This window comes from Streptomyces sp. NPDC036815 (genome assembly GCF_055609205.1).
This window is the reverse complement of the sequence record NZ_JBVJPW010000021.1, coordinates 73,086-92,647: the sequence shown is the minus strand read 5'-3', so window position 1 is coordinate 92,647 and position 19,562 is coordinate 73,086. Positions and strand designations below refer to the sequence as shown.

General features: G+C 72.4%; 14 protein-coding genes and 1 pseudogene. 2 read left to right on the top strand and 13 right to left on the bottom strand.

Translation table 11 applies throughout. The features are described 5' to 3' along the window. Window positions 1-289 precede the first annotated feature (289 nt). Complete coding sequence (locus tag ACZ69I_RS31535) at window positions 290-1,279, bottom strand: 2-hydroxyacid dehydrogenase (protein ID WP_470835985.1); 990 nt, start codon at window positions 1,277-1,279, stop codon at window positions 290-292. A 117-nt stretch (window positions 1,280-1,396) separates the two neighbouring features. Here ACZ69I_RS31535 and ACZ69I_RS31530 point away from each other — a divergent pair, with 117 nt between their 5' ends. Both ACZ69I_RS31530 and ACZ69I_RS31525 read left to right on the top strand, forming a co-directional pair. Further along, entirely contained in the window at window positions 1,397-2,416 is a 1,020-nt protein-coding gene (locus ACZ69I_RS31530) for an aldo/keto reductase (RefSeq protein WP_470835983.1), read from the top strand. A 157-nt stretch (window positions 2,417-2,573) separates the two neighbouring features. Continuing rightward, on the top strand, window positions 2,574-3,737 hold the full coding sequence (locus ACZ69I_RS31525) for a PQQ-dependent sugar dehydrogenase (RefSeq protein ID WP_470836039.1): 1,164 nt from the start codon (window positions 2,574-2,576) through the stop codon (window positions 3,735-3,737). Here ACZ69I_RS31525 and ACZ69I_RS31520 read toward each other — a convergent pair whose 3' ends face one another. The 12 genes and pseudogenes from ACZ69I_RS31520 to ACZ69I_RS31465 form a co-directional block, all read right to left on the bottom strand. Then, window positions 3,738-3,968 carry a DUF6191 domain-containing protein gene (locus ACZ69I_RS31520; protein WP_470835981.1) on the bottom strand — a complete coding sequence of 77 codons (231 nt, stop codon included), beginning with the start codon at window positions 3,966-3,968 and terminating at the stop codon, window positions 3,738-3,740. Between the two features lie 81 nt (window positions 3,969-4,049). Further along, window positions 4,050-7,184, bottom strand: a complete 3,135-nt coding sequence (locus ACZ69I_RS31515; RefSeq protein ID WP_470835979.1) for a helix-turn-helix transcriptional regulator — start codon at window positions 7,182-7,184, stop codon at window positions 4,050-4,052. Between the two features lie 67 nt (window positions 7,185-7,251). Beyond that, the gene (locus ACZ69I_RS31510; protein ID WP_467671621.1) at window positions 7,252-7,431 is read right to left on the bottom strand and encodes a hypothetical protein; all 180 of its coding nucleotides are present in this window, start codon (window positions 7,429-7,431) and stop codon (window positions 7,252-7,254) included. A gap of 193 nt (window positions 7,432-7,624) precedes the next feature. Further along, window positions 7,625-8,260, bottom strand: coding sequence for a hypothetical protein (locus ACZ69I_RS31505; protein ID WP_470835978.1), 636 nt, complete (start codon window positions 8,258-8,260; stop codon window positions 7,625-7,627). Window positions 8,261-8,295: 35 nt separating this feature from the next. Continuing rightward, the gene (locus ACZ69I_RS31500) at window positions 8,296-8,874 is read right to left on the bottom strand and encodes a GNAT family N-acetyltransferase (protein ID WP_467671617.1); all 579 of its coding nucleotides are present in this window, start codon (window positions 8,872-8,874) and stop codon (window positions 8,296-8,298) included. Then, complete coding sequence (locus ACZ69I_RS31495) at window positions 8,843-11,104, bottom strand: MMPL family transporter (RefSeq protein ID WP_470835977.1); 2,262 nt, start codon at window positions 11,102-11,104, stop codon at window positions 8,843-8,845. The genes ACZ69I_RS31500 and ACZ69I_RS31495 overlap by 32 nt, the downstream gene beginning before the upstream one ends. 264 nt (window positions 11,105-11,368) lie before the next feature. Beyond that, window positions 11,369-13,504 carry a phosphocholine-specific phospholipase C gene (locus ACZ69I_RS31490; protein WP_470835976.1) on the bottom strand — a complete coding sequence of 712 codons (2,136 nt, stop codon included), beginning with the start codon at window positions 13,502-13,504 and terminating at the stop codon, window positions 11,369-11,371. Window positions 13,505-13,717: 213 nt separating this feature from the next. Continuing rightward, complete coding sequence (gene gatB / locus ACZ69I_RS31485) at window positions 13,718-15,232, bottom strand: Asp-tRNA(Asn)/Glu-tRNA(Gln) amidotransferase subunit GatB (protein WP_467671611.1); 1,515 nt, start codon at window positions 15,230-15,232, stop codon at window positions 13,718-13,720. Window positions 15,233-15,248: 16 nt separating this feature from the next. Then, window positions 15,249-15,488, bottom strand: coding sequence for a hypothetical protein (locus tag ACZ69I_RS31480; RefSeq protein WP_361720378.1), 240 nt, complete (start codon window positions 15,486-15,488; stop codon window positions 15,249-15,251). Further along, entirely contained in the window at window positions 15,485-16,978 is a 1,494-nt protein-coding gene (gene gatA, locus ACZ69I_RS31475; protein ID WP_470835975.1) for an Asp-tRNA(Asn)/Glu-tRNA(Gln) amidotransferase subunit GatA, read from the bottom strand. The genes ACZ69I_RS31480 and gatA overlap by 4 nt, the downstream gene beginning before the upstream one ends. A gap of 4 nt (window positions 16,979-16,982) precedes the next feature. Next, complete coding sequence (gene gatC, locus ACZ69I_RS31470) at window positions 16,983-17,279, bottom strand: Asp-tRNA(Asn)/Glu-tRNA(Gln) amidotransferase subunit GatC (protein ID WP_010984178.1); 297 nt, start codon at window positions 17,277-17,279, stop codon at window positions 16,983-16,985. Between the two features lie 156 nt (window positions 17,280-17,435). Then, window positions 17,436-19,505, bottom strand: a pseudogene (locus tag ACZ69I_RS31465) (putative bifunctional diguanylate cyclase/phosphodiesterase); the annotation flags it as partial. Window positions 19,506-19,562: the final 57 nt, after the last annotated feature.

Sequence of the window (19,562 nt, the reverse complement as noted above, 5' to 3'; positions counted from 1 at the left end):
GGCTCCCGACTCGCCTGCGCCTGCGGGCCGGTGTGCGCCGGAGTCGTCGGCTGCGCTCCCGCCGCGTCGGATCTTTCGCCCATAGGCAATGCATCGCCCGTCGCCCCCCTCGCAGTCTCATGTCTCGTCCCCGGCGCCGAAGGGTCCACGGCGCATCCCCAGTCGGGACGATACACCAGACTCGTCACTCAGGGACATAGCTCCTCTACGCTCCGTGACTGTCGACGCCGAAGCGGACACGGGGCGCACGCAGGCGGGTGCGGAGCGTGCACAAAGCGTCTTCGGCCGGTCAACTGCCCGTGGTCAGCACGATGTTGTCGAGCGGCTTCCCGGCCGCGTACGCGGTCAGCTGCGCGGCGAGGAGTCGCTTGGCGCGCGGCCGGAAAGCGGACGACGAGCCTCCCACGTGCGGGCTGATGAGCACTCCGGGAGCCTGCCACAGGCGGTGACCTGCGGGCAGCGGTTCGGGGTCGGTCACGTCGAGGGCGGCGGTGAGGCGCCCCGACTCCAGTTCGACGACGAGCGCTTCGGTGTCGACGACGGGTCCGCGCGCGACGTTCACGAGCAGCGCGCCATCCTTCATCCGCGCCAGGAAGTCGGCACCCACCAGCCCACGTGTGGTCTCTGTGAGCGGTGTCGAGAGGATGACGACGTCCGCTTCGGGCAGCAGGGATGGCAGGTCGGCGAGGGGGTGCACCGGGCCGCGCTCTGTGGCACGGGCAGAGCGCGCGACGCGCGCCACCCGCGCGCATTCGAAGGGGGCGAGCCTGTCCTCGATGGCCGCGCCGATCGATCCGTACCCCACGATGAGCACGGACTTGTCGGCGAGCGCCGGATAGAACCCCGACCGCCACTCCTCCTGCCGCTGTCCCGCCACGAAGCGCGGGATACCCCGCAGGGAGGAGAGGATCAGGGTGAGCGCGAGCTCGGCGGTGCTCGCCTCGTGCACGCCCCGGGCGTTGCACAACTGCACACCGGGCGCGAGGTACTTGATCCCCGGTTCGACGTGATCGATGCCCGCGGTGAGGGTCTGTACGACGCGTACGGACGTCATCGCGGACAGCGGGCGTACGGCGGTCTCCGTGGGCTTCATGTAGGGCACCACATAGAAGGCGCAGTCGGCCGGGTCCGCGGGGAACTCCGGTTCGCCGTCCCAGTACCGGTAGGTGAGGCCCGCCGTGGAGGCCTCGGGCAGCCCCTGGATCTCGTGCGCTTCGAACGGAAGCCATACCTCTGTCGGCGTACCTGTCGGCGTACCTGTCATCGCATCTGTCGTCATGGCTGGAGGCTAATGCGCGCCGCTCGGACGGTGCCCCCGGGGAGGCAGCGCCCGGGGCCGGAGCGTCAGCGGTTAGTTTTGATGATCTCCGGACGAGGAGTGGGAGGGTACGGCCAGGTGGAGCGCAGGACGATCGGCGCGGGGGCGCTCGAAGTGGGCGCCGTCGGGCTCGGCTGCATGCCGATGAGCTGGGCATACACCGGCTCGCGGCAGCGGGGCGACGCGTCGGTGCGCACGCTGCACGCCGCCCTGGACGCGGCCGGCGCCGACGGGGTGACGCTCCTGGACACCGCTGACATGTACGGGCCGTTCACCAATGAGCTGTTGATCGGCAGGGTGCTCAAGGAGCGGCGCGCCGAGGCGTTCGTGTCGACGAAGTGCGGGCTGCTCGTCGGCGAGCAGCACATCGTCGCCAACGGCCGCCCCGGCTACGTGAAACGGGCCTGCGACGCGTCGCTGCGGCGGCTGCAGACGGACACCATCGACCTGTACCAGCTGCACCGGCCCGACCCCGAGGTGCCCATCGAGGAGACCTGGGGCGCGATGGCCGAGCTCGTCGCCGCGGGGAAGGTGCGGGCCCTGGGGCTCTGCGCGATGGGGGCGCGCTCGCACCGGCGCGCGGCGCCGGGGCGCCCGGGTCCCGGGCTGCACGACGGAACGATCCGGCTCCTCGAACGGGCGCAGCAGGTGTTTCCGGTGAGCGCGGTGGAGGCCGAGCTCTCGGTGTGGTCGCCGGAGGCGCTGGACGCGCTGCTGCCGTGGTGCGTGGCGCGCGGGATCGGTCTCCTCGCGGCGATGCCGCTGGGGAACGGCTTCCTCACGGGGACGCTGACGCCCGGCCAGGGCTTCGAGCCGGACGACCTGCGGGCCCGCCACCCGCGCTTCACCGCCGAGATGATGGCGGCCAACCAGTCGCTCGTGGTGGGGCTGCGCCGGGTGGCGGAGCGGCACGGGGCGACACCGGCGCAGGTCGCGCTCGCCTGGGTCCTCGCGCAGGGCCGGTACGTGGTGCCGATACCCGGGGCCAAGCGGGAGCGCTGGGCGGTCGAGAACGCCGGGGCGGCGGCGGTGCGGCTGACGGAGACGGACCTGGCGGAGATCGCGGCGCTGCCCGCGGCGCTGGGGTCGTGGGACTGAGGAGGCCCTCGTGCCGCCCCGAGCCCCCCCGTGACGCCCCGAGCCCCTCGTAACGCCCCGACCCCTTCCTGGCGTCCCCCAACCCAGTGGCGGTGGAAGGGGAACCTGCGGGGCGCGAGCGGTGTATGAACAGGGGAAGCGCTGCGTCGAAGGGAACCTGATCGTGCAACGACCTGCTGTTACGGCCGTGCTTGCCGCCGCCGCCCTCGTGTTCGCGGCCGGATGTTCCTCCGGCGGCGACGCCGAACCGGACCGCCGCGAGGGCCCGTCGGGACGCGAGTCCAGCCACGCCCCCACCGGCAAGGCGGGTGCCGAGGCACCGCCGGAGAAGGGTTCCGCCAAGGTCACCCGCACACTCGCCACCGGCCTGAAATCCCCCTGGGGCCTCGCGCCGCTGCCCGGCGGCGATCTCCTCGTCTCCTCGCGCGACGAGGGGACGATCATCCGGGTGGACGGGAAGACGGGCAAGAAGACGGAGCTCGGCACGGTGCCCGGCGTCTCCCCCGGCGGCGAGGGCGGCCTCCTCGGCCTCGCCCTCTCCCCTTCGTACGCGTCGGACCACTTGGTGTACGCGTACTTCACGACGGAGTCCGACAACCGCATCGCCCGCATGCTGTACGAGGAGGCGAAGCCGTCCGGTGAGCAGCTCGGCGCCCCGGACACGGTCTTCAAGGGCATCCCCAAGGGCATGATCCACAACGGCGGCCGGATCGCCTTCGGCCCCGACAGGATGCTGTACGCGGGAGCGGGTGAGACGGGCGAGACCGGTCTCGCGCAGGACAAGAAGTCCCTGGGCGGCAAGATCCTCCGCCTCACACCGGACGGCGACCCGGCCCCCGGCAATCCCTTCGGCGACTCCCCCGTCTATTCGTACGGCCACCGCAATGTGCAGGGCCTGGCCTGGGACGAGCAGAAGCGGCTGTGGGCCTCGGAGTTCGGCCAGGACACCTGGGACGAGCTGAACGGGATCGAGGCCGGTGGCAACTACGGCTGGCCGGAGGCCGAGGGCAAGGCCGGCGAGGAGGGATACCGCGATCCGGTCGCCCAGTGGAAGACCTCGGAGGCCTCACCGAGCGGTGTCGCCTACGCCGAGGGCTCCGTCTGGATGGCGGGCCTGCGCGGTGAGCGGTTGTGGCGCGTCCCCGTGCGGGGCGTGGCGGGCCAGCGGGAGCCACAGGCCTTCCTGAAGGGCGAGCACGGCAGACTGCGCACGGTCCTCGCGGCGGGCGGCGACAAGCTGTGGCTGGTCACCAGCGAGACGGACTCTCGGGGGACACCGGAGAAGGGGGACGACAAGATCCTTGAGGTGGAGGTGAAGTAGTCAGCTCCCTGCCGCATCGGGGCCGGGTGCCGCATCGGCGTCGTCCGGGCCCTCATCGCTCCGCGGGGCCGGTACGGGTGGGCGTACGACCACCTTTCCCGACGTCAGGTCTATCAGCCCGCGTCCCGGGTCACCGTCGGCGAGGTCGACGCGCGCCAGCTCCAGGCGCTTCTGCTCGTCGTCGGTGTGCTTGCGCCCCGGCGCGAACAGGGCCTCGATCGCGTTGAACACTGCGCCTCCCAGGAGCCGAGTCTCTGCCGTCAAGCGTAAGCGAGGCCGCGCAAAAACCCGGCTGGCCCGGGAAGGCGCAGGTCAGCGGGTGGCCTGCACCTGCGCGTCGGCCGCGGGGAACAGCCGCAGCCGGTGGGCGAGCGCGGCGGCCTCGCCGCGGCCGGTGACGGACAGCTTGGCGAGGATGTTGGAGACGTGGACGCTCGCCGTCTTCGGGGAGATGAAGAGCTCCTCGGCGATCTGGCGGTTGCTGCGGCCCACCGCGACCAGGCGCAGGACGTCCCGCTCCCGGCTCGTCAGGCCCAGCGCCTGCGCCGGGTCGGCCGGGGCTGCGGGGGCGGGGGCGGCCTCCGTGGGGTGCAGGGTGAGGCGGGCCCGCTGGGCGAGTCCGGTGATGGCCTCGGAGAGCGGCCGGGCGCCGAGCCGGTCGGCCACCTCACCGGCCTGGCGCAGCAGTCGGGCGGCGCGGTCGCGGTCGGTGGTGTCGGGGGCGAGGAGGGATTCGGCCAGCCGCAGGCGGGCGCGCGCGAGGTCGTAGGGGCGGTCCAGGGGTTCGAGGGCGGTGGTGACGGCGGACCAGTCGGCGGGGCCGTCGCCGCCCTCGGAGCGCAGGAGTTCGGCGCGGGTCCACTCGTCGTAGACCCGCCAGAGCGGGATGGGGGTGGCGAGGGACTTGGCGGCCCGGCGGATGGCTTCGACCGCGGCGGGGCGGCCGGGCTCGGCGGCGGGCAGGCCGCGGGCGTCGGCCTCCATCGAGGCGGCGGCGAGCAGCAGGGGCCAGGCGTACCGCTGGGTGCCCACGGGGAAGCCGGAGGTGAGGGCGGCTTCGAGCTCGGCACGGCCGTCCAGGACGCGGCCCTCGCCGGCGGCGATGCCGAGGGCGATGCGGGTCAGCGGCAGGAAGTACTGCGGCTGCGGGTCGTGGCTGCCGTAGTGGTGGCGGGCGGACTGCATGTGCCGGGTCGCGGCGGCGTGGTCGCCGCGGGAGAGCGCCAGGTGCGCCGAGCACCGGGCGGCGGAGCCCCGGGGCTTGGAGCTCTGCGCGCAGCGGTGGGTGCGGGCGACGGCGTCGGCGCACTCGTCCCAGCGGCCGAGGGCGTACAGGGACTCGGCGGCGTTCGCCCAGACCCAGCCCTCGGTGTCCACCAGGCCGTACTTCCGGCAGAACTCGATGCCCTCCATCGAGACCCGCACGGCCTCGGCGGAGCGTCCGACACCCTCCAGGGCGGAAGGGAGGTTGATGTGGGCCCGGCTCAGGTTCGTGACCAGGGCCTCGGCGATGACGCGTTCCCTGACCTCGTACATCTCGGCGAGGCCGGCCTCGGGGTCGCCGGCCTCGATGAGGAGGTTGCCGCGGGTGAGGCGGGCGTTGAGCTCGATGGTGTCGGCCTTGACCATGCGGGCGTACTCGACGGCGCGTTCGGCGGCGGCCAGGGTCTCGGGGCCCGGGTCGTGCAGCATGCCCCAGGAGGCGCGGTGGACGAGGACGTCCGCGTGCACCTCGGAGGGCGGCAGGCCGCGCATCAGCTCCTGGGCCTTGGCGATCTCCGTCCAGCCGTCGCCGCGGCCGAGGGCGGAGACGATGCTGGAGCGGGCCACCCAGAACCAGGCGGCGCGCAGGGGGTCGTGCTCGTCGTCCAGGAGGCGCAGGGCGCGCTTGGTGATTTTCAGGGCACGTTCGCGTTCGCCGCAGAGGCGTCCGGCGACGGTGGCCTCGGCCATCAGGTCGAGGTAGCGCAGCGGGGTGGTGGCCGGGTCGCAGCCGTCGGGGCCGCCGGGGGTGCCGCACCCGTCGGGCAGTGCGGGCGGGTAGCCCTCGACGTAGTCGGCCGGGCGGAGCTCGTCGCGGACGGCCTCGGGGGCGTCGTCCCACAGCTCCATCGCCCGTTCGAGGAGGCGCAGTTGCTCGGCGTAGGCGTGCCGGTGGCGGGCCTCGACGGAGGCGGCGAGCACGGCGGGCAGGGCCTTGGCCGCGTCGTGCGCGTGGTACCAGTAGGTGGCGAGGCGGGCGGCGCGCTGGTCGGCGGAGACGAGTGCGGGGTCGGCCTCCAGGGCCTCGGCGAAGCGGCGGTTGATGCGGGAGCGTTCGCCGGGCAGCAGGTCGTCGCTGACCGCCTCGCGGACCAGGGAGTGCCGGAAGCGGTAGCCGTCGCCGTCCGGGGAGGCCAGCAGGATGTTGGCGCCGACGGCGGCCCGCAGCGCCTCGATCAGGTCGTCCTCGCCGAGCCCGGCGACCTCGGCGAGCAGTTCGTACTCGACGGTGGAGCCGCCCTCGGCGACGATCCGGGCGACCCGCTGGGTGTCCTCGGGCAGCTCCTCGACGCGGACCAGGAGCAGGTCGCGCAGGGAGTCCGTCAGGCTCGCGCAGCTGCTGCCGTGGGAGGCGACGGCGAGCTCCTCGACGAAGAAGGCGTTTCCGTCGGAGCGGTCGAATATGTCGTCGACCAGGCCCTGTTCGGGCTCGGCCGCGAATATCCCGGCCATCTGGCGGGCCACCTCGTGCTTGCTGAAGCGGCCGAGTTCGATGCGGCGCACGGTGCGCAGCCGGTCGAGTTCGGCGAGCAGGGGGCGCAGCGGGTGGCGGCGGTGGATGTCGTCGGCGCGGTAGGTGGCGAGCAGGACGAGGCGGCCGCCGCGCAGGGTGCGGAAGAGGTAGGCGAGGAGGTGGCGGGTGGAGGCGTCGGCCCAGTGCAGGTCCTCCAGGGCGAGGACGACCGTCCGGTCGCGGGAGAGCCGCTCCAGGAGTCGTGCGGTGAGTTCGAAGAGGCGGGCCATGCCCTGTTCGTCGGGGCGGCTTCCGGGGCCGTGGCCGTGCGGGGCGGGACCGGCCAGTTCGGGCAGGATCCGGGCGAGCTCCTCCTCCTGGCCCTCGGCCGCAGCGGCCAGTTCGTCGGGGAGGCGGCGGCGCAGCGAGCGCAGCGCGGACGAGAAGGGGGCGAACGGCAGGCCGTCGGCTCCGATCTCGACGCAGCCGCCGAGCGCGACGACGGCGCCCTGCCGCTCGGCGGCCTCGGTGAACTCCTCGATGAGGCGGGTCTTTCCGACCCCCGCCTCACCGCCGAGCAGCAACGCCTGCGGCTCGCCCGGGCCGGGGCCCCCGGCTCCTTCGAGGGGGGTGCCCGTGGCGCGGGCGAGCGCTTCGTTCAGTACGCCCAGTTCATCGGTGCGACCGACGAACACGGGGCTGACGGACCTGGTCTCCACAGCGGCGAGCATCGCACAGCGTGTGGACGATGCGGCACCCGTTATCCGAGGAGCGGACACCGGGACCGGTCCGCTCATCTCAGGCGGCCCGTGTGAAGTGGGACTTCCAGAGCGACGCACTCACCTGCCCCTCTGCTGCGTCGCGGGCCGATCGGCGGGCGGCGGCGCGGTTCTTGCGGGCCTCGCCGACCAGCCGGCGGTGGGCGGCCTCGCGGCTCAGTTCGGCGGCGCGCATCTGGTGCATCTCGTACTCGAACATCTCGTACCCCTCGGGTTGTCGGTGGTATCGCCGGTGTCGTTCCCTGCGATGTCTCCACTCTCGTTTCCCAGGGGGGTCGCCCACATCGGGCGGGTGCCGCATCTCCGGGAGGCCGGGGGCCTTAGACACGGCGAGGGGCGGGGCGGGGGCCTTAGCCCCTGCCCCGCCCCTGCCTTATCCGCGGGTCAGGCTCTCAGGAAGGTGCCGACGGCAGTCCGAGCAGCAGGTCGCTGTACTTGGCGACGGCGAGGACGAGGCCGATCACGCCGAGCGCGACACCCGCCCACGCCACGGACTTGATCCACGGCGCCTGCTCCTTGCCGGGCGCGCCGAACGCGGGCCTGACCAGGACGAGGAAGCCGACGACCAGCGCGGCGAGCGCGAAGAGGCCGGCGATCAGCGCCGTAGCCTGCCAGGAGTCGCCGTAGAGCGCCTGGAGTTGGTCGGAGACGCTCGCGGACTGCTTGGTCTCCAGCTGTCCCATGATGTTGGAGCGGGCGCCGGCGATCGTGCCGAGCCAGCCGCCGGAGAGGCCGATCACGCCGAGTGCGGCGGAGACGACGGCCGCGGCGCCCTGGCCGACACCGGTGGACCCGGCGGGCCGGGCCGCGGCGTCGTACGTGTCGTCGGCCTCGGCCGCGTCCTCGTCCACCTCGGTGTCGGCTCCGGGGACGGCGTCGGACGGCTCCCCGGACTTCGTGACGTCTGCCTTCGGCACCCCGGTCTTCGCTTCCGACGTGTCGGAACCGGTCACTTCCTCGGTCTGGTCGGCGTCCTTGGCCCCGGTGGCAGCCTTCGCCCCGGTCGCGTCCTCTGTCTTGGTACCCATGCTGCGCACCGTACGGACGGAGTCTGAGAGCTCTCTTAACGAACGGGGGACCCGGGCCCCGCACCCTCCCGCAGCGCCCGCCACTCCGGGGCGAGGACGGACCAGACCTCCATGTCGTGCCGGATCCCCTGCCAGGGGAAGCTCTCCCGCAGCACGCCGTCCTTGACGAAACCGAGCCGCCGGGCGGCCGCCTTGCTGCGGTCGTTGAGCGAGGAGACCAGCCACTCCACGCGGTGCATGCCGCGCTCGTACACGGCCCAGTCGACCAGGACCTTCGAGGCCTTGTTGACCAGACCGCGACCGGCGGCCGAAGGCTCCAGCCAGACGCCGACCTCGCAGCCGTCGACGCTCGTGTCGAAGATGCGGAAGAAGACGCCGCCCACCAGCCTGCCGTCCAGCCAGATGCCGCAGAAGCGCCCGGTGTCGGCGGCCTGCCTGTCGGCGTGCCGCTGGAGCACGTTCCGCGCGGATTCGAGGTCGTCCACGGTCGCGGTGAAGGGCACCCACGGCCCCGCGTACTCCCGCGCCCGCCCGATGTGTTCGAGGAACTCCTGCGCCTGCCACGGCTCCAGGGGCCGCAGCTCAGCCCCCTCGTCCAGCGTTGTCGCGAACATCCCGCTCCTTCGGCCCGCTCAGGTCGTCGTCTGGGTCCGGCTGTGCGGGGATCCTCGCACGGGCGCCGCGGGAGTTCGAACGAGATTCGGGCGGCTCGATGCTGATGCGCGGAAGGAGGCGGTCCAGGTGGCGCGGCAGCCACCAGTTGGCGTCGCCGAGCAGGTGCATCAGCGCCGGTACGAGCAGGGTGCGCAGCACGAAGGCGTCGAGCGCGACGGCCGCGGCGAGCGCGATGCCGAACATCGCGATGACCCGGTCGCCGCTGAGGACGAAGGCGAGGAAAACCGAAATCATGATCACGGCCGCGGAGTTGATCACGCGGCTGGTCTCGGCGAGGCCGACGCGGACGGCCCGCCGGTTGTCGCCGGTCTCCAGCCACTCCTCGTACATCCGGCTGACCAGGAAGACCTGGTAGTCCATGGAGAGGCCGAAGAGGACGGACACCATGATCACCGGCAGGAAGGGCTCGATCGGCCCGGCCCTGCCGAGTCCGAGCAGTTCGCTCCCCCACCCCCACTGGAAGACCGCGACGACGATCCCGAAGGCGGAGGCGACCGCGGCGACGTTCATCGCGGCGGCCTTCAGCGGGATCCCGAGGGACCGGAAGGCCAGCAGGAGCAGCACGCAGCCCAGCCCGATGACCACGCCCACGAAGAGCGGGAGCTTGCCGACGATGATCTCCGCGAAGTCGTCGTAGCTCGCGGTGACCCCGCCGACGCGCACGTCGAGCGAGCTGTCCGCCGCGGCCCTCGGCAGGACGTCCGCGCGCAGCCGGTCGACGAGTGCGCTGGTCGCCTCGGACTGCGGGGCCGTGTCGGGGACGACGGTGAGGAAGGCGGCACGGCCGCTGTCGCCGTACGTCACCGGGCTCACGGAGGCGATGCCCTCGGTCGTCCTCAGCGTCGTGGCGAGGCCGTCGAGGGCCAGCCGGTCGCCGGCTCCGTAGACCTCGCTGACCAGGGTCAGGGGTCCGTTCACGCCGGGTCCCCAGCCCTCGGCGAGGAGGTCGTACGCCTGGCGCGTGGTGGTCTTCGCCGGGTTGTTGCCCTGGTCGGACGTGCCCAGGTGCAGGGCGAGGGCGGGCAGCGCGAGGACGGCCATGACGAGGACCGCGAGGGCGCCGAGGAGGCGCGGGTGGCGCTCGACGAAGGCGGCCCAGCGGGCGGCGAACCCGGTCGGCAGCTCCGGCCGGGGCCCGTGCTCGGCGAGTCCGCGGCGCTCGCGGCGGCTGAGCGCGCGCGGGCCGATCCGGGCGAGGAGGGCGGGCAGCAGGGTCACGGAGGCGGCGACGGTGAGGACGACGGTCAGCGAGGCGGCGATGGCGACGCCGTTCAGGAAGCTGAGGCGCAGGATGAGCATGCCGAGCAGGGCGATGCAGACGGTGGCGCCCGCGAAGACGACGGCGCGTCCGGTGGTGGCGACGGCGCGCTCGGCGGCGACGGCCACGGGCAGGCCGCGTTTGAGGCCCTTGCGGTGCCGGGTGACGATGAACAGGGCGTAGTCGATGCCGACGCCGAGCCCGATCAGGGTGCCGAGCATCGGCGCGAAGTCCGCGACGGTCATCAGGTGGCCGAGCAGGACGATGCCCGCGTACGCGGTGCCGACGGACACCAGGGCCGTGGCGATGGGCAGGGCGGACGCGGCGAGCGAGCCGAAGGCGAGGAAGAGGACGACGGCGGCGACGGCCACCCCGACGACCTCGGCGGCCTGGGCGCTCTTGGACTCGGTGAGTCCGACGGCGGTGCCGCCGAGCTCCACCTGCAGGCGGTCGGACGCGGCGGCCTTGGCGGTGTCGACGACGGCCTGTGCGTCGGCCTTGTCGATGTCGTCGGCCTGCTCGCGGAAGGTGACGGCGGCGTACGCGGTGCGGCCGTCCGCGCTGATCTGTCCGGCGCCCCCGCCGCCGTAGGGCCCGGTGACTGAGGCCACTGCGGGCAGCCGGGAGATCGTGTCGAGCGCGTGGGACATCGTCTGCTCGATGTCGGCGGCGCGGACGGTGGTGCCGGGTCCCGTGTGCCAGACGACGGTGCCGCTGTCGCCGCCGAGGCCGGGGAAGTCGGCGTTCAGGAGCTCGCTCGCGCGGCCCGACTCGGTGCCCGGCACCTCGTAGTCGTTCGAGTACGCGGTTCCGGCGACCGCGGCGGCGGACGCGGTCGCGCCGAGGGCGAGGAGCCACAGCAGGACGACGACGAGACGGTGCCTGACGCACCACCGGGCGAGTGCTGCCACGGACTGGCTCCCTGGATGTTCTGTGGATCTTCACCGGGAGCAGCAGTCGGCAACTGGGGCCCGCAAAGAACGCATGAGTGGCGACATCAGCGCCGCTGTCACCTTGACAGCCCTTGGAGTTCATTGGCCCCTTTCGTGGCCATCCTCACAAGAGCACAAGCGGCGCGTCACGCGGCCGGGGGCGTGTCCAGGGAATCGCGAGGCGCGCGGGGCACACAGCGGGCCCTCGCGCCCGCGGCCCCTCGCGCACCCCGCGTGTCGGCCTCAGCCCGAGACGCTCGTACGGCCGTTCTCGATGTGTCCCATCAGCCGCCGCCGGAAGGCGGAGTCGCCGTCGGCGGTCACCTCGACGTCGTACCAGCCGTGCTCGTCGGCGGTGTGCCAGGCGACCGTACGGCTGCTGCCCGCCTTGACGCGGATGGTCCGCGTCCGCGACCTGATGTCGTCCTCGTCCACATAGCCGAGCGGCTTGACGGTGAAGACGAGCGAGTGGCGGCCGCGGTTGGCGAGCGTGAGGTGGATCTCGCGACGGGTGATCGCGGAGGCGAGCCGCGCGCCCCCGTCCCGGCCGCTCCCGCCGCCCTTCCCGCTCCCGCCGCCCTTGCCGCCCGCGAACTCGCGCCGGAAGCCGTTCGGCCCGGTGATGGTGAAGGCGTACGCGTCGCCCGGCACCGGCACCGTCCAGGAACCCTTGCGCACGACGTCCTGATGCTGGGGGATCCGGAACTCCCCTGCGTACGGATAGAGCGCGAAGTGCGCGCTGGAGCTGCCGCCGTTGCGCAGCCGCACCGTGAGCGTGCCGTCCTCGCCGGGGCGGGCGTCCGCGTCGGGCTGGTACGGCAGCGGGCGGGCGCGGCGGGCGCCGGGCTCCTGGACCGGCATGGACTGCTTCAGGGGCGGCTGCGGGGCCCAGCGGCCGCTGAACGCCGGTATGGCGCCCGGCTGTTCGACATCGGGCCGCCGGTGGCCGCGGCGGAAGTCGAACGCGCCGGTGAGGTCGCCGGTGACCTTGCGGCGCCAGGCGCCGATGTTGGGCTCCCGCACGCCGGTCCACTTCTCCAGGAAGCGCACGACGGAGGTGTGGTCGAAGACCTCGGAGCAGACGTAGCCGCCCACGGTCCACGGCGAGACGACGAGCATCGGCACGCGCACGCCGAGCCCGGTGGGCCTGCCCTCCCAGCGCTCCTCGCGCTCCTCCGCGGAGTCGCCGCCGGGCACGGGCGGCGGGACGTGGTCGAAGAAGCCGTCGTTCTCGTCGTAGTTGATGAAGACGGCGGTGCGGCGCCAGACGTCGGGGTGGGAGGCCAGGGCGTCGAGGACCTTGTAGACGATGGTCGCGCTGTGGATCGGCGAGGAGACGCTGGGGTGCTCGGAGTCCTGGGCGGAGGGGACCAGATAGGTGACCTTCGCGAGCTTGCCGGCCGCGACGTCCTTGGCGAACTCGTCGGCGAGCCTGCCGGTGGGCACGCGCCGCAGACCGCGCTCGAAGAGCGAACGCTCGGCCTTGGAGAGGGTCTTGACGCCCTTCTCCAGGTCGGCGAGCAGCTTGCCGCGCTCGGCCTCGTCCTTGGCGTCGCGCACCTTGGCGTAGAACGCCTCCATGAAGGTGAGGCCCGTCCCGGTGAGCACCTTGCGGGCGATGGCCTTGAAGGTGGTGAAGAACTCGATCTGGTTGTCGGTGAAGTTCTCCCACTCGGTGTACGTCCGCCAGCTCACGCCCGCCTTCTCCAGGCGCTCGGCGTACGTGCCCCAGCCGTACCCGGGGTGCGTGCCCTCGTCGTACGCGTCGTTGCCGACGGCCCGCTTGCCGTTCGCCTCGTAGCCCGTCTTCCCGCTCCACAGATGGTTGCGGTTGGGGCTGGTGGAGCTGTGGATGGAGGAGTGGTAGGCGTCGCAGACGGTGAACGTGTCGGCGAGTTCGTAGTGCAGCGGGATGTCCTCGCGCGTGTAGTACGCCATCGTGGCCGCCGTCTTGGCGGTGATCCAGCCGTCCATCCAGCCGTCGTGCCAGGCCGTGGCGCCGCCGCCCCAGGAGTGGTCGAGCGCGCCGATGTACTGGAGGTCCTTCTTCTGGGTCTCGGCGGCCTGCCGGACCGGGAAGGGCAGGATCGTGCGCAGGACGCCGGGCTGCTCGAACACCGGCTTGCCGCCGGGGAGTTGGATCGCGTTGCGGTCGCCGAAGCCGCGCACGCCGCGCAGGGAGCCGAAGTAGTGGTCGAAGGACCGGTTCTCCTGCATGAGGATCACCACGTGCTCGATCGAGTCGAGCCCGCCACCGCGCGGCGGCTCGTGCGCGAGGGCTTCCTGCAACGACGGCGGCAGGAACGAGCCGACGGCGGCGACGCCCAGCGCGCCACCGCCGACCGCCATCAGGCGTCTGCGCGAAATCTCCGGAGTCACGTGCGACCTCCCAGTCGACATCCAATGGTTCTCTGACGATCCATTGACCTGTACGGCGGGGACGCTAGTGACGTCCGGTTTCCCTGTGAAGTCTGCGGGACGAAGTCGGGGTGAACGTCCAAAAGGTCTCGGACGCGAAGGCGTTGGGGATACGCAAAAGGGGCGGCGCCCCCAGTAGTGGGTGCGCCGCCCCCTACGTCCGGGGAAGAGCCGTCAGCCCTCGCTGACGCCCAGCTTCTCCAGGATCAGTTCCTTGACGCGGGCCGCGTCGGCCTGGCCACGGGTGGCCTTCATGACCGCGCCGACCAGCGCGCCGACCGCGGCGACCTTGCCGCCGCGGATCTTGTCCGCGACGCCCGGGTTGCCGGCGATGGCCTCGTCGACCGCGGACGTCAGCGCGCCCTCGTCCGAGACGACCTTCAGGCCGCGCTTCTCGACGACCTCGTCCGGCGTGCCCTCGCCCGCGAGGACACCCTCGAAGACCTGGCGCGCCAGCTTGTCGTTCAGGTCGCCCTTGGTGACGAGCTCGGCCACCCGGGCCACCTGCGCCGGGGTGACCGGCAGCTCGTCGAGGGTCCTGCCCGACTCGTTGGCGTTGCGGGACAGTTCGCCCATCCACCACTTGCGCGCGGCGGCCGGGTCGGCGCCCGCCTCGACCGTGGCGACGATGGGCTCGACCGCACCGGCGTTCAGGATCGACTGCATGTCGTGCTCCGTGACGCCCCACTCCTCGCGGAGGCGGTTGCGGCGCACGCGCGGCATCTCGGGCAGGCCGGCCCGCAGCTGCTCGACCCACTCGCGGGACGGGGCGACGGGGACGAGGTCGGGCTCCGGGAAGTACCGGTAGTCCTCGGCGTTGTCCTTGATGCGGCCCGACGTCGTGGAGCCGTCCTCCTCGTGGAAGTGACGGGTCTCCTGCACGATGGTGCCGCCGGAGCCCAGGACCGCCGCGTGGCGCTGGATCTCGAAGCGCGCCGCGCGCTCCACGGAGCGCAGCGAGTTGACGTTCTTCGTCTCGCTGCGCGTGCCGAACTCCCGCTGCCCGTGGGGGCGCAGCGAGAGGTTCACGTCGCAGCGCATCTGGCCCTTGTCCATCCGGGCCTCGGAGACGCCGAGCGCCTTGATGAGCTCGCGCAGCTCGGCGACGTACGCCTTGGCGACCTCGGGGGCCCGCTCGCCCGCGCCCTCGATCGGCTTGGTGACGATCTCGATGAGCGGGATGCCCGCGCGGTTGTAGTCCAGGAGGGAGTGCGAGGCGCCGTGGATACGGCCCGTCGCGCCACCGACGTGCGTCGACTTGCCGGTGTCCTCCTCCATGTGGGCGCGCTCGATCTCCACGCGGAAGATCTCACCGTCCTCCAGCTGGACGTCCAGATAGCCGTTGAAGGCGATCGGCTCGTCGTACTGGGAGGTCTGGAAGTTCTTCGGCATGTCCGGATAGAAGTAGTTCTTCCGGGCGAAGCGGCACCACTCGGCGATCTCGCAGTTCAGCGCGAGGCCGATCTTGATCGCCGACTCGACACCGATCTCGTTGACGACCGGCAGCGCGCCGGGCAGGCCGAGACAGGTGGGGCAGGTCTGGCTGTTCGCGTCCTGCTTGAGCGTGGTCGAGCAGCCGCAGAACATCTTGGTCTTGGTGCCGAGCTCGACATGGACCTCGAGGCCCATGACGGGGTCGTACGTCGCGAGGGCTTCCTCGTACGACACCAGGTCAGAAGTGACAGTCACGGTGAAACTTTCCCTCTCAGCCCAGCAGGACGTCGTCGTCGCCGAGGCGCTTGAGCTCACGCAGGAGCAGCGCGACGCCGGTGGCGATCGCGGCGGCGGAGACCACCGCGTCCACGAGACGGAGCGTGTCGTTGTCGTACCGGGCCTTCTTGGCCTGCTTCAGCACGGAGACCGCGCCGAACGCGGTGGTGCCGATCGACAGGTACGTGCCGGTCTTGGACTTCTTGAAGCCCTTGGCCTTGTTCAGTGCACTCACAGCGACGGTGCCTCCTCAAGCAGCGGGTGCCCCCACTTTTCCACGAAGGCGGCCTCGACGGCGGCTCCGACCTTGTACAGCCGGTCGTCCTTCATGGCGGGGGCGATGATCTGCAGTCCGACGGGCAGGCCGTCCTCGGGCGCGAGGCCGCAGGGCAGCGACATGGCGGCGTTGCCCGCCAGGTTGGTCGGAATGGTGCACAGGTCCGCGAGGTACATCGCCATCGGGTCGTCGGCGCGCTCGCCGATCGGGAAGGCGGTGGTCGGCGTCGTCGGGGAGACGATCACGTCGACCTGCTCGAAGGCGGCCTCGAACTCGCGGGTGATGAGCGTGCGGACCTTCTGGGCGCTTCCGTAGTACGCGTCGTAGTAGCCGGAGCTGAGGGCGTACGTGCCCAGGATGACGCGGCGCTTGACCTCGTCGCCGAAGCCCGCCTCGCGGGTCAGCGCGGTGACGTCCTCGGCCGAACGGGTGCCGTCGTCACCGACGCGCAGGCCGTAGCGCATGGCGTCGAAGCGGGCGAGGTTCGAGGAGCACTCGGAGGGCGCGATCAGGTAGTACGCGGAGAGCGCCAGGTCGAAGGTCGGGCAGTCCAGCTCGATGATCTCGGCGCCGAGCTCCTTGAGCAGCTCGACGGACTCGTCGAAGCGCTGGACGACGCCGGCCTGGTAGCCCTCGCCGCGGAACTGCTTGACGACACCGACGCGCATGCCCCGTACGGAGCCGTTGCGCGCGGCCTCGACGACCGGCGGGACCGGGGCGTCGATGGACGTCGAGTCGAGCTCGTCGTGGCCGGCGATGACCTCGTGCAGCAGCGCGGCGTCCAGGACCGTACGGGCGCACGGGCCGCCCTGGTCGAGGCTGGAGCTGAACGCGACCATGCCGTAGCGGGAGACGCCGCCGTAGGTCGGCTTGACGCCGACCGTGCCGGTGACGGCCGCGGGCTGGCGGATGGAGCCACCGGTGTCGGTGCCCATCGCCAGGGGGCTCTCGTACGCGGCGAGGGCGGCGGACGAGCCACCGCCGGAGCCGCCCGGGATGCGGGTGAGGTCCCAGGGGTTGCCGGTGGGGCCGTAGGCGCTGTTCTCGGTGGAGGACCCCATGGCGAACTCGTCCATGTTGGTCTTGCCGAGGATGACCACGTCGGCGGCCTTCAGACGCCGGGTGACCGTCGCGTCGTACGGCGGGATCCAGCCCTCGAGGATCTTCGAGCCGACCGTGGTCGGCACGCCCTCGGTGGTGAAGATGTCCTTCAGCGCGACGGGGACGCCGGCCAGCGGGCCGAGCTTCTCGCCCCTGGCGCGCTTCTCGTCGACGGCACGGGCCTGCGCGAGGGCGCCCTCGCGGTCGACGTGCAGGAAGGCGTGCACCTTCTCGTCGACGGCCTCGATACGGGCCAGGTGGGCCTCGGTGACCTCGACGGCGGTGAGCTCGCCGGAGGCGATCCTCGACGCGATGTCGGCGGCCGTGAGCTTGATGATGTCCGTCATGTTCTTAGTCCTCCCCCAGGATCTGCGGCACCTTGAAACGCTGCTGCTCCTGGGCGGGAGCGCCCGAGAGCGCCTGCTCGGGGGTGAGCGACGGACGGACCTCGTCCGCGCGCATGACGTTCGTCAGCGGCAGCGGGTGCGAGGTCGGCGGTACGTCTTGGTCGGCGACCTCCGAGACGCGGGCGACCGCGCCGATGATGTCGTCGAGCTGTCCGGCGAAGTGGTCGAGCTCCTCGGCCTTCAGCTCCAGACGTGCAAGGCGGGCGAGGTGGGCGACCTCCTCGCGCGTGATGCCAGGCATGCGGCGATCCTCAGGGGTGGTGAGTGTGTGGGTTATGGCCCCAATCCTATGGGGCGGGGCGGTGTGCCCGTGAAACGGTTTCCCCACTGCCGCCCCACACCGCTCTCCGGGCCGCCCGGCACCGGGCACCGGGCCCCTGTCCCCGGGCCGGAGCGCCTACTGGACCACGTGCCCCGAGGACTGGTCCACGTCGGACGCCTTCGCGCACGCGGCCGCCTCCGCGGCGACGTCGGCGGGGCGGCGCCAGCCGCGCGAGCCCCGCGCCCGCAGCCACGCCGTGGTCTCCTCCGCGGGCATCGCCGCGGCGACCAGCCAGCCCTGCACCGCGTCGCAGCCGAGGTCGCGCAGCCGCTCCCAGGTCTCGTCGTCCTCGACGCCCTCGGCGACGACGAGCAGGCCGAGCGAGTGCGCGAGGTCGACGGTGCAGCGGACGATCTCCGCGTCCTCGTTGTCGACGGCGAGCCGCGCGACGAAGGAACGGTCGATCTTCAGTTCGCTGACCGGGAGGCGGCGCAGGTGGACCAGGGAGGAGTACCCCGTGCCGAAGTCGTCGAGCGACATCTTGACGCCGTGCCCGGTGAGCCCGGCCAGCGTGTCCGCGGCCCGCTGCGGGTCCTCCAGGAGGACGTGCTCGGTTATCTCCAACTGCAGCGCCCCCGCGGGCACTCCGTGCCGGGCGAGGCGCGCCGCGACCGCTCCGGCGAAGCCCGGCGTGTGGACGTCGCGCGGCGACACGTTGACCGCGACGGGCACCTTCAGGCCCTGGGCCTGCCACTTGGCGACCTGGCCGAGGGCGGTCTCCAGGACGTACTCCGTCAGGTGCGGCATGAGGCCGGACGACTCGGCGATGGCGATGAACTCGTCGGGCGGCACCTTGCCGCGCTCGGGGTGCACCCACCGCACCAGCGCTTCGAGGCCCGCGACCTTGCCGTCGAAGCGGACCTTGGGCTGGTAGTGCAGCTCGACGTCGCCCGCGTCGAGCGCCCGGCGCAGGTCGCCGAGGAGGCCGAGCCGGTCCGGGGTGTTGGAGTCCCGCTTGGACTCGTACACCTCGACGCCGGTGCGGTCCCGCTTCGCCTGGTACATCGCGACGTCCGCGCGCCGCAGGAGGCCCTCCGCGTCGAGCGCGTGGTCGGGGAAGACGGCGAGGCCCGCGCTGGCCTCCAGGACGAGGGTCAGGCCGTCCAGGTCGAGGGGCGAGCCGAGCGCGGCGACCAGCTGGCGCGCCACGCGCGTGGCCGACGTCGTGGAGTCGGCGATCGGGATCAGTACGGCGAACTCGTCGCCGCCGAGGCGTGCGGCCTCCGCGCCACGGGGCAGGGCGAGGCGCAGCCGGTCCGCTATCTGCAGCAGCAGCCGGTCGCCCGCGAGGTGGCCGAGCGTGTCGTTCACCGACCGGAAGCGGTCCATGTCGATCAGCAGCAGGGCGGCCCGCGCCCCGATCCGCTCGGCGTCGTCGAGGGCCGTCCAGGTCCGTTCGAGGAGCCACTGCCGGTTGGGCAGTCCGGTGAGCGGGTCCCGCAGCTGCTCCTCGGCCCTGGCGCGGGCGATCCACAGGGTGGAGTCGAGGGCGACGAGCGGGATCGCGAAGAGCGGCAGCAGGATGGGCAGGGAGATCGCCACGACGCAGATCAGCGGGGCGATGCCGAGCAGGGCGACGGCGAGGAGCCCCTGCCTGACCAGGGCGGTGCGGGTGACGGTGGGCAGGGCGCCGGTGCGCGGCGCGTGCACGTACCAGAGCAGGGCCCGGGTGACGACGAGGTAGGCGACGGCGACCAGGGCCACTTGGGGCGCGGTGTACAGGTCCCAGGTCTCGGGCAGCCAGGGTGACTCGGCGCTCGGCGCCGTGCCGAAGGCGGCCAGGGCGAGCGCGCCCGCCCCGATGCCGAGGATGTCGACCGCGCCGTGCAGGACGCCCTGCCGCCGGCGGTGCCTGCGCGCGAGGCCGACCAGGACGAAGACGGTGAGGCTGACCAGGCCCGCGGGCACCCAGCCGTAGAGCAGGAGGACGGCGACGGTGAGCGCGCCGCCGGAGCCCGTGCCGCCCCACCAGCGGTCACGGCCGAGGGCGACGAGATGGCCGACGATGAAGCCGGTGAGGACGGCGAAGGACCAGCCGGCGGCGCCGGAGGGGAACAGGGCCTGCCCGTCCGTGAGGGCCTGGAAGAAGCCGGTGCCGAGCAGGACCGCGGCCGCCGCGACGATCGCGACGGGCAGCAGCGGCCAGGGGTCGCGGACGTCCTGTGCAATAGGTCCCACGGGGGCTCCGGGGCTGTCCACGGG

Excerpts from the sequence above, each read along its gene's own strand:
- ACZ69I_RS31535 (WP_470835985.1), bottom strand. The coding sequence starts at position 1,279 with ATGACGACAGATGCGATGACAGGTACGCCGACAGGTACGCCGACAGAG.
- ACZ69I_RS31515 (WP_470835979.1), bottom strand. The coding sequence starts at position 7,184 with ATGCTCGCCGCTGTGGAGACCAGGTCCGTCAGCCCCGTGTTCGTCGGT.
- gatC (WP_010984178.1), bottom strand. The coding sequence starts at position 17,279 with ATGCCTGGCATCACGCGCGAGGAGGTCGCCCACCTCGCCCGCCTTGCA.
- ACZ69I_RS31505 (WP_470835978.1), bottom strand. The coding sequence starts at position 8,260 with ATGGGTACCAAGACAGAGGACGCGACCGGGGCGAAGGCTGCCACCGGG.
- gatA (WP_470835975.1), bottom strand. The coding sequence starts at position 16,978 with ATGACGGACATCATCAAGCTCACGGCCGCCGACATCGCGTCGAGGATC.
- ACZ69I_RS31500 (WP_467671617.1), bottom strand. The coding sequence starts at position 8,874 with ATGTTCGCGACAACGCTGGACGAGGGGGCTGAGCTGCGGCCCCTGGAG.
- ACZ69I_RS31510 (WP_467671621.1), bottom strand. The coding sequence starts at position 7,431 with ATGTTCGAGTACGAGATGCACCAGATGCGCGCCGCCGAACTGAGCCGC.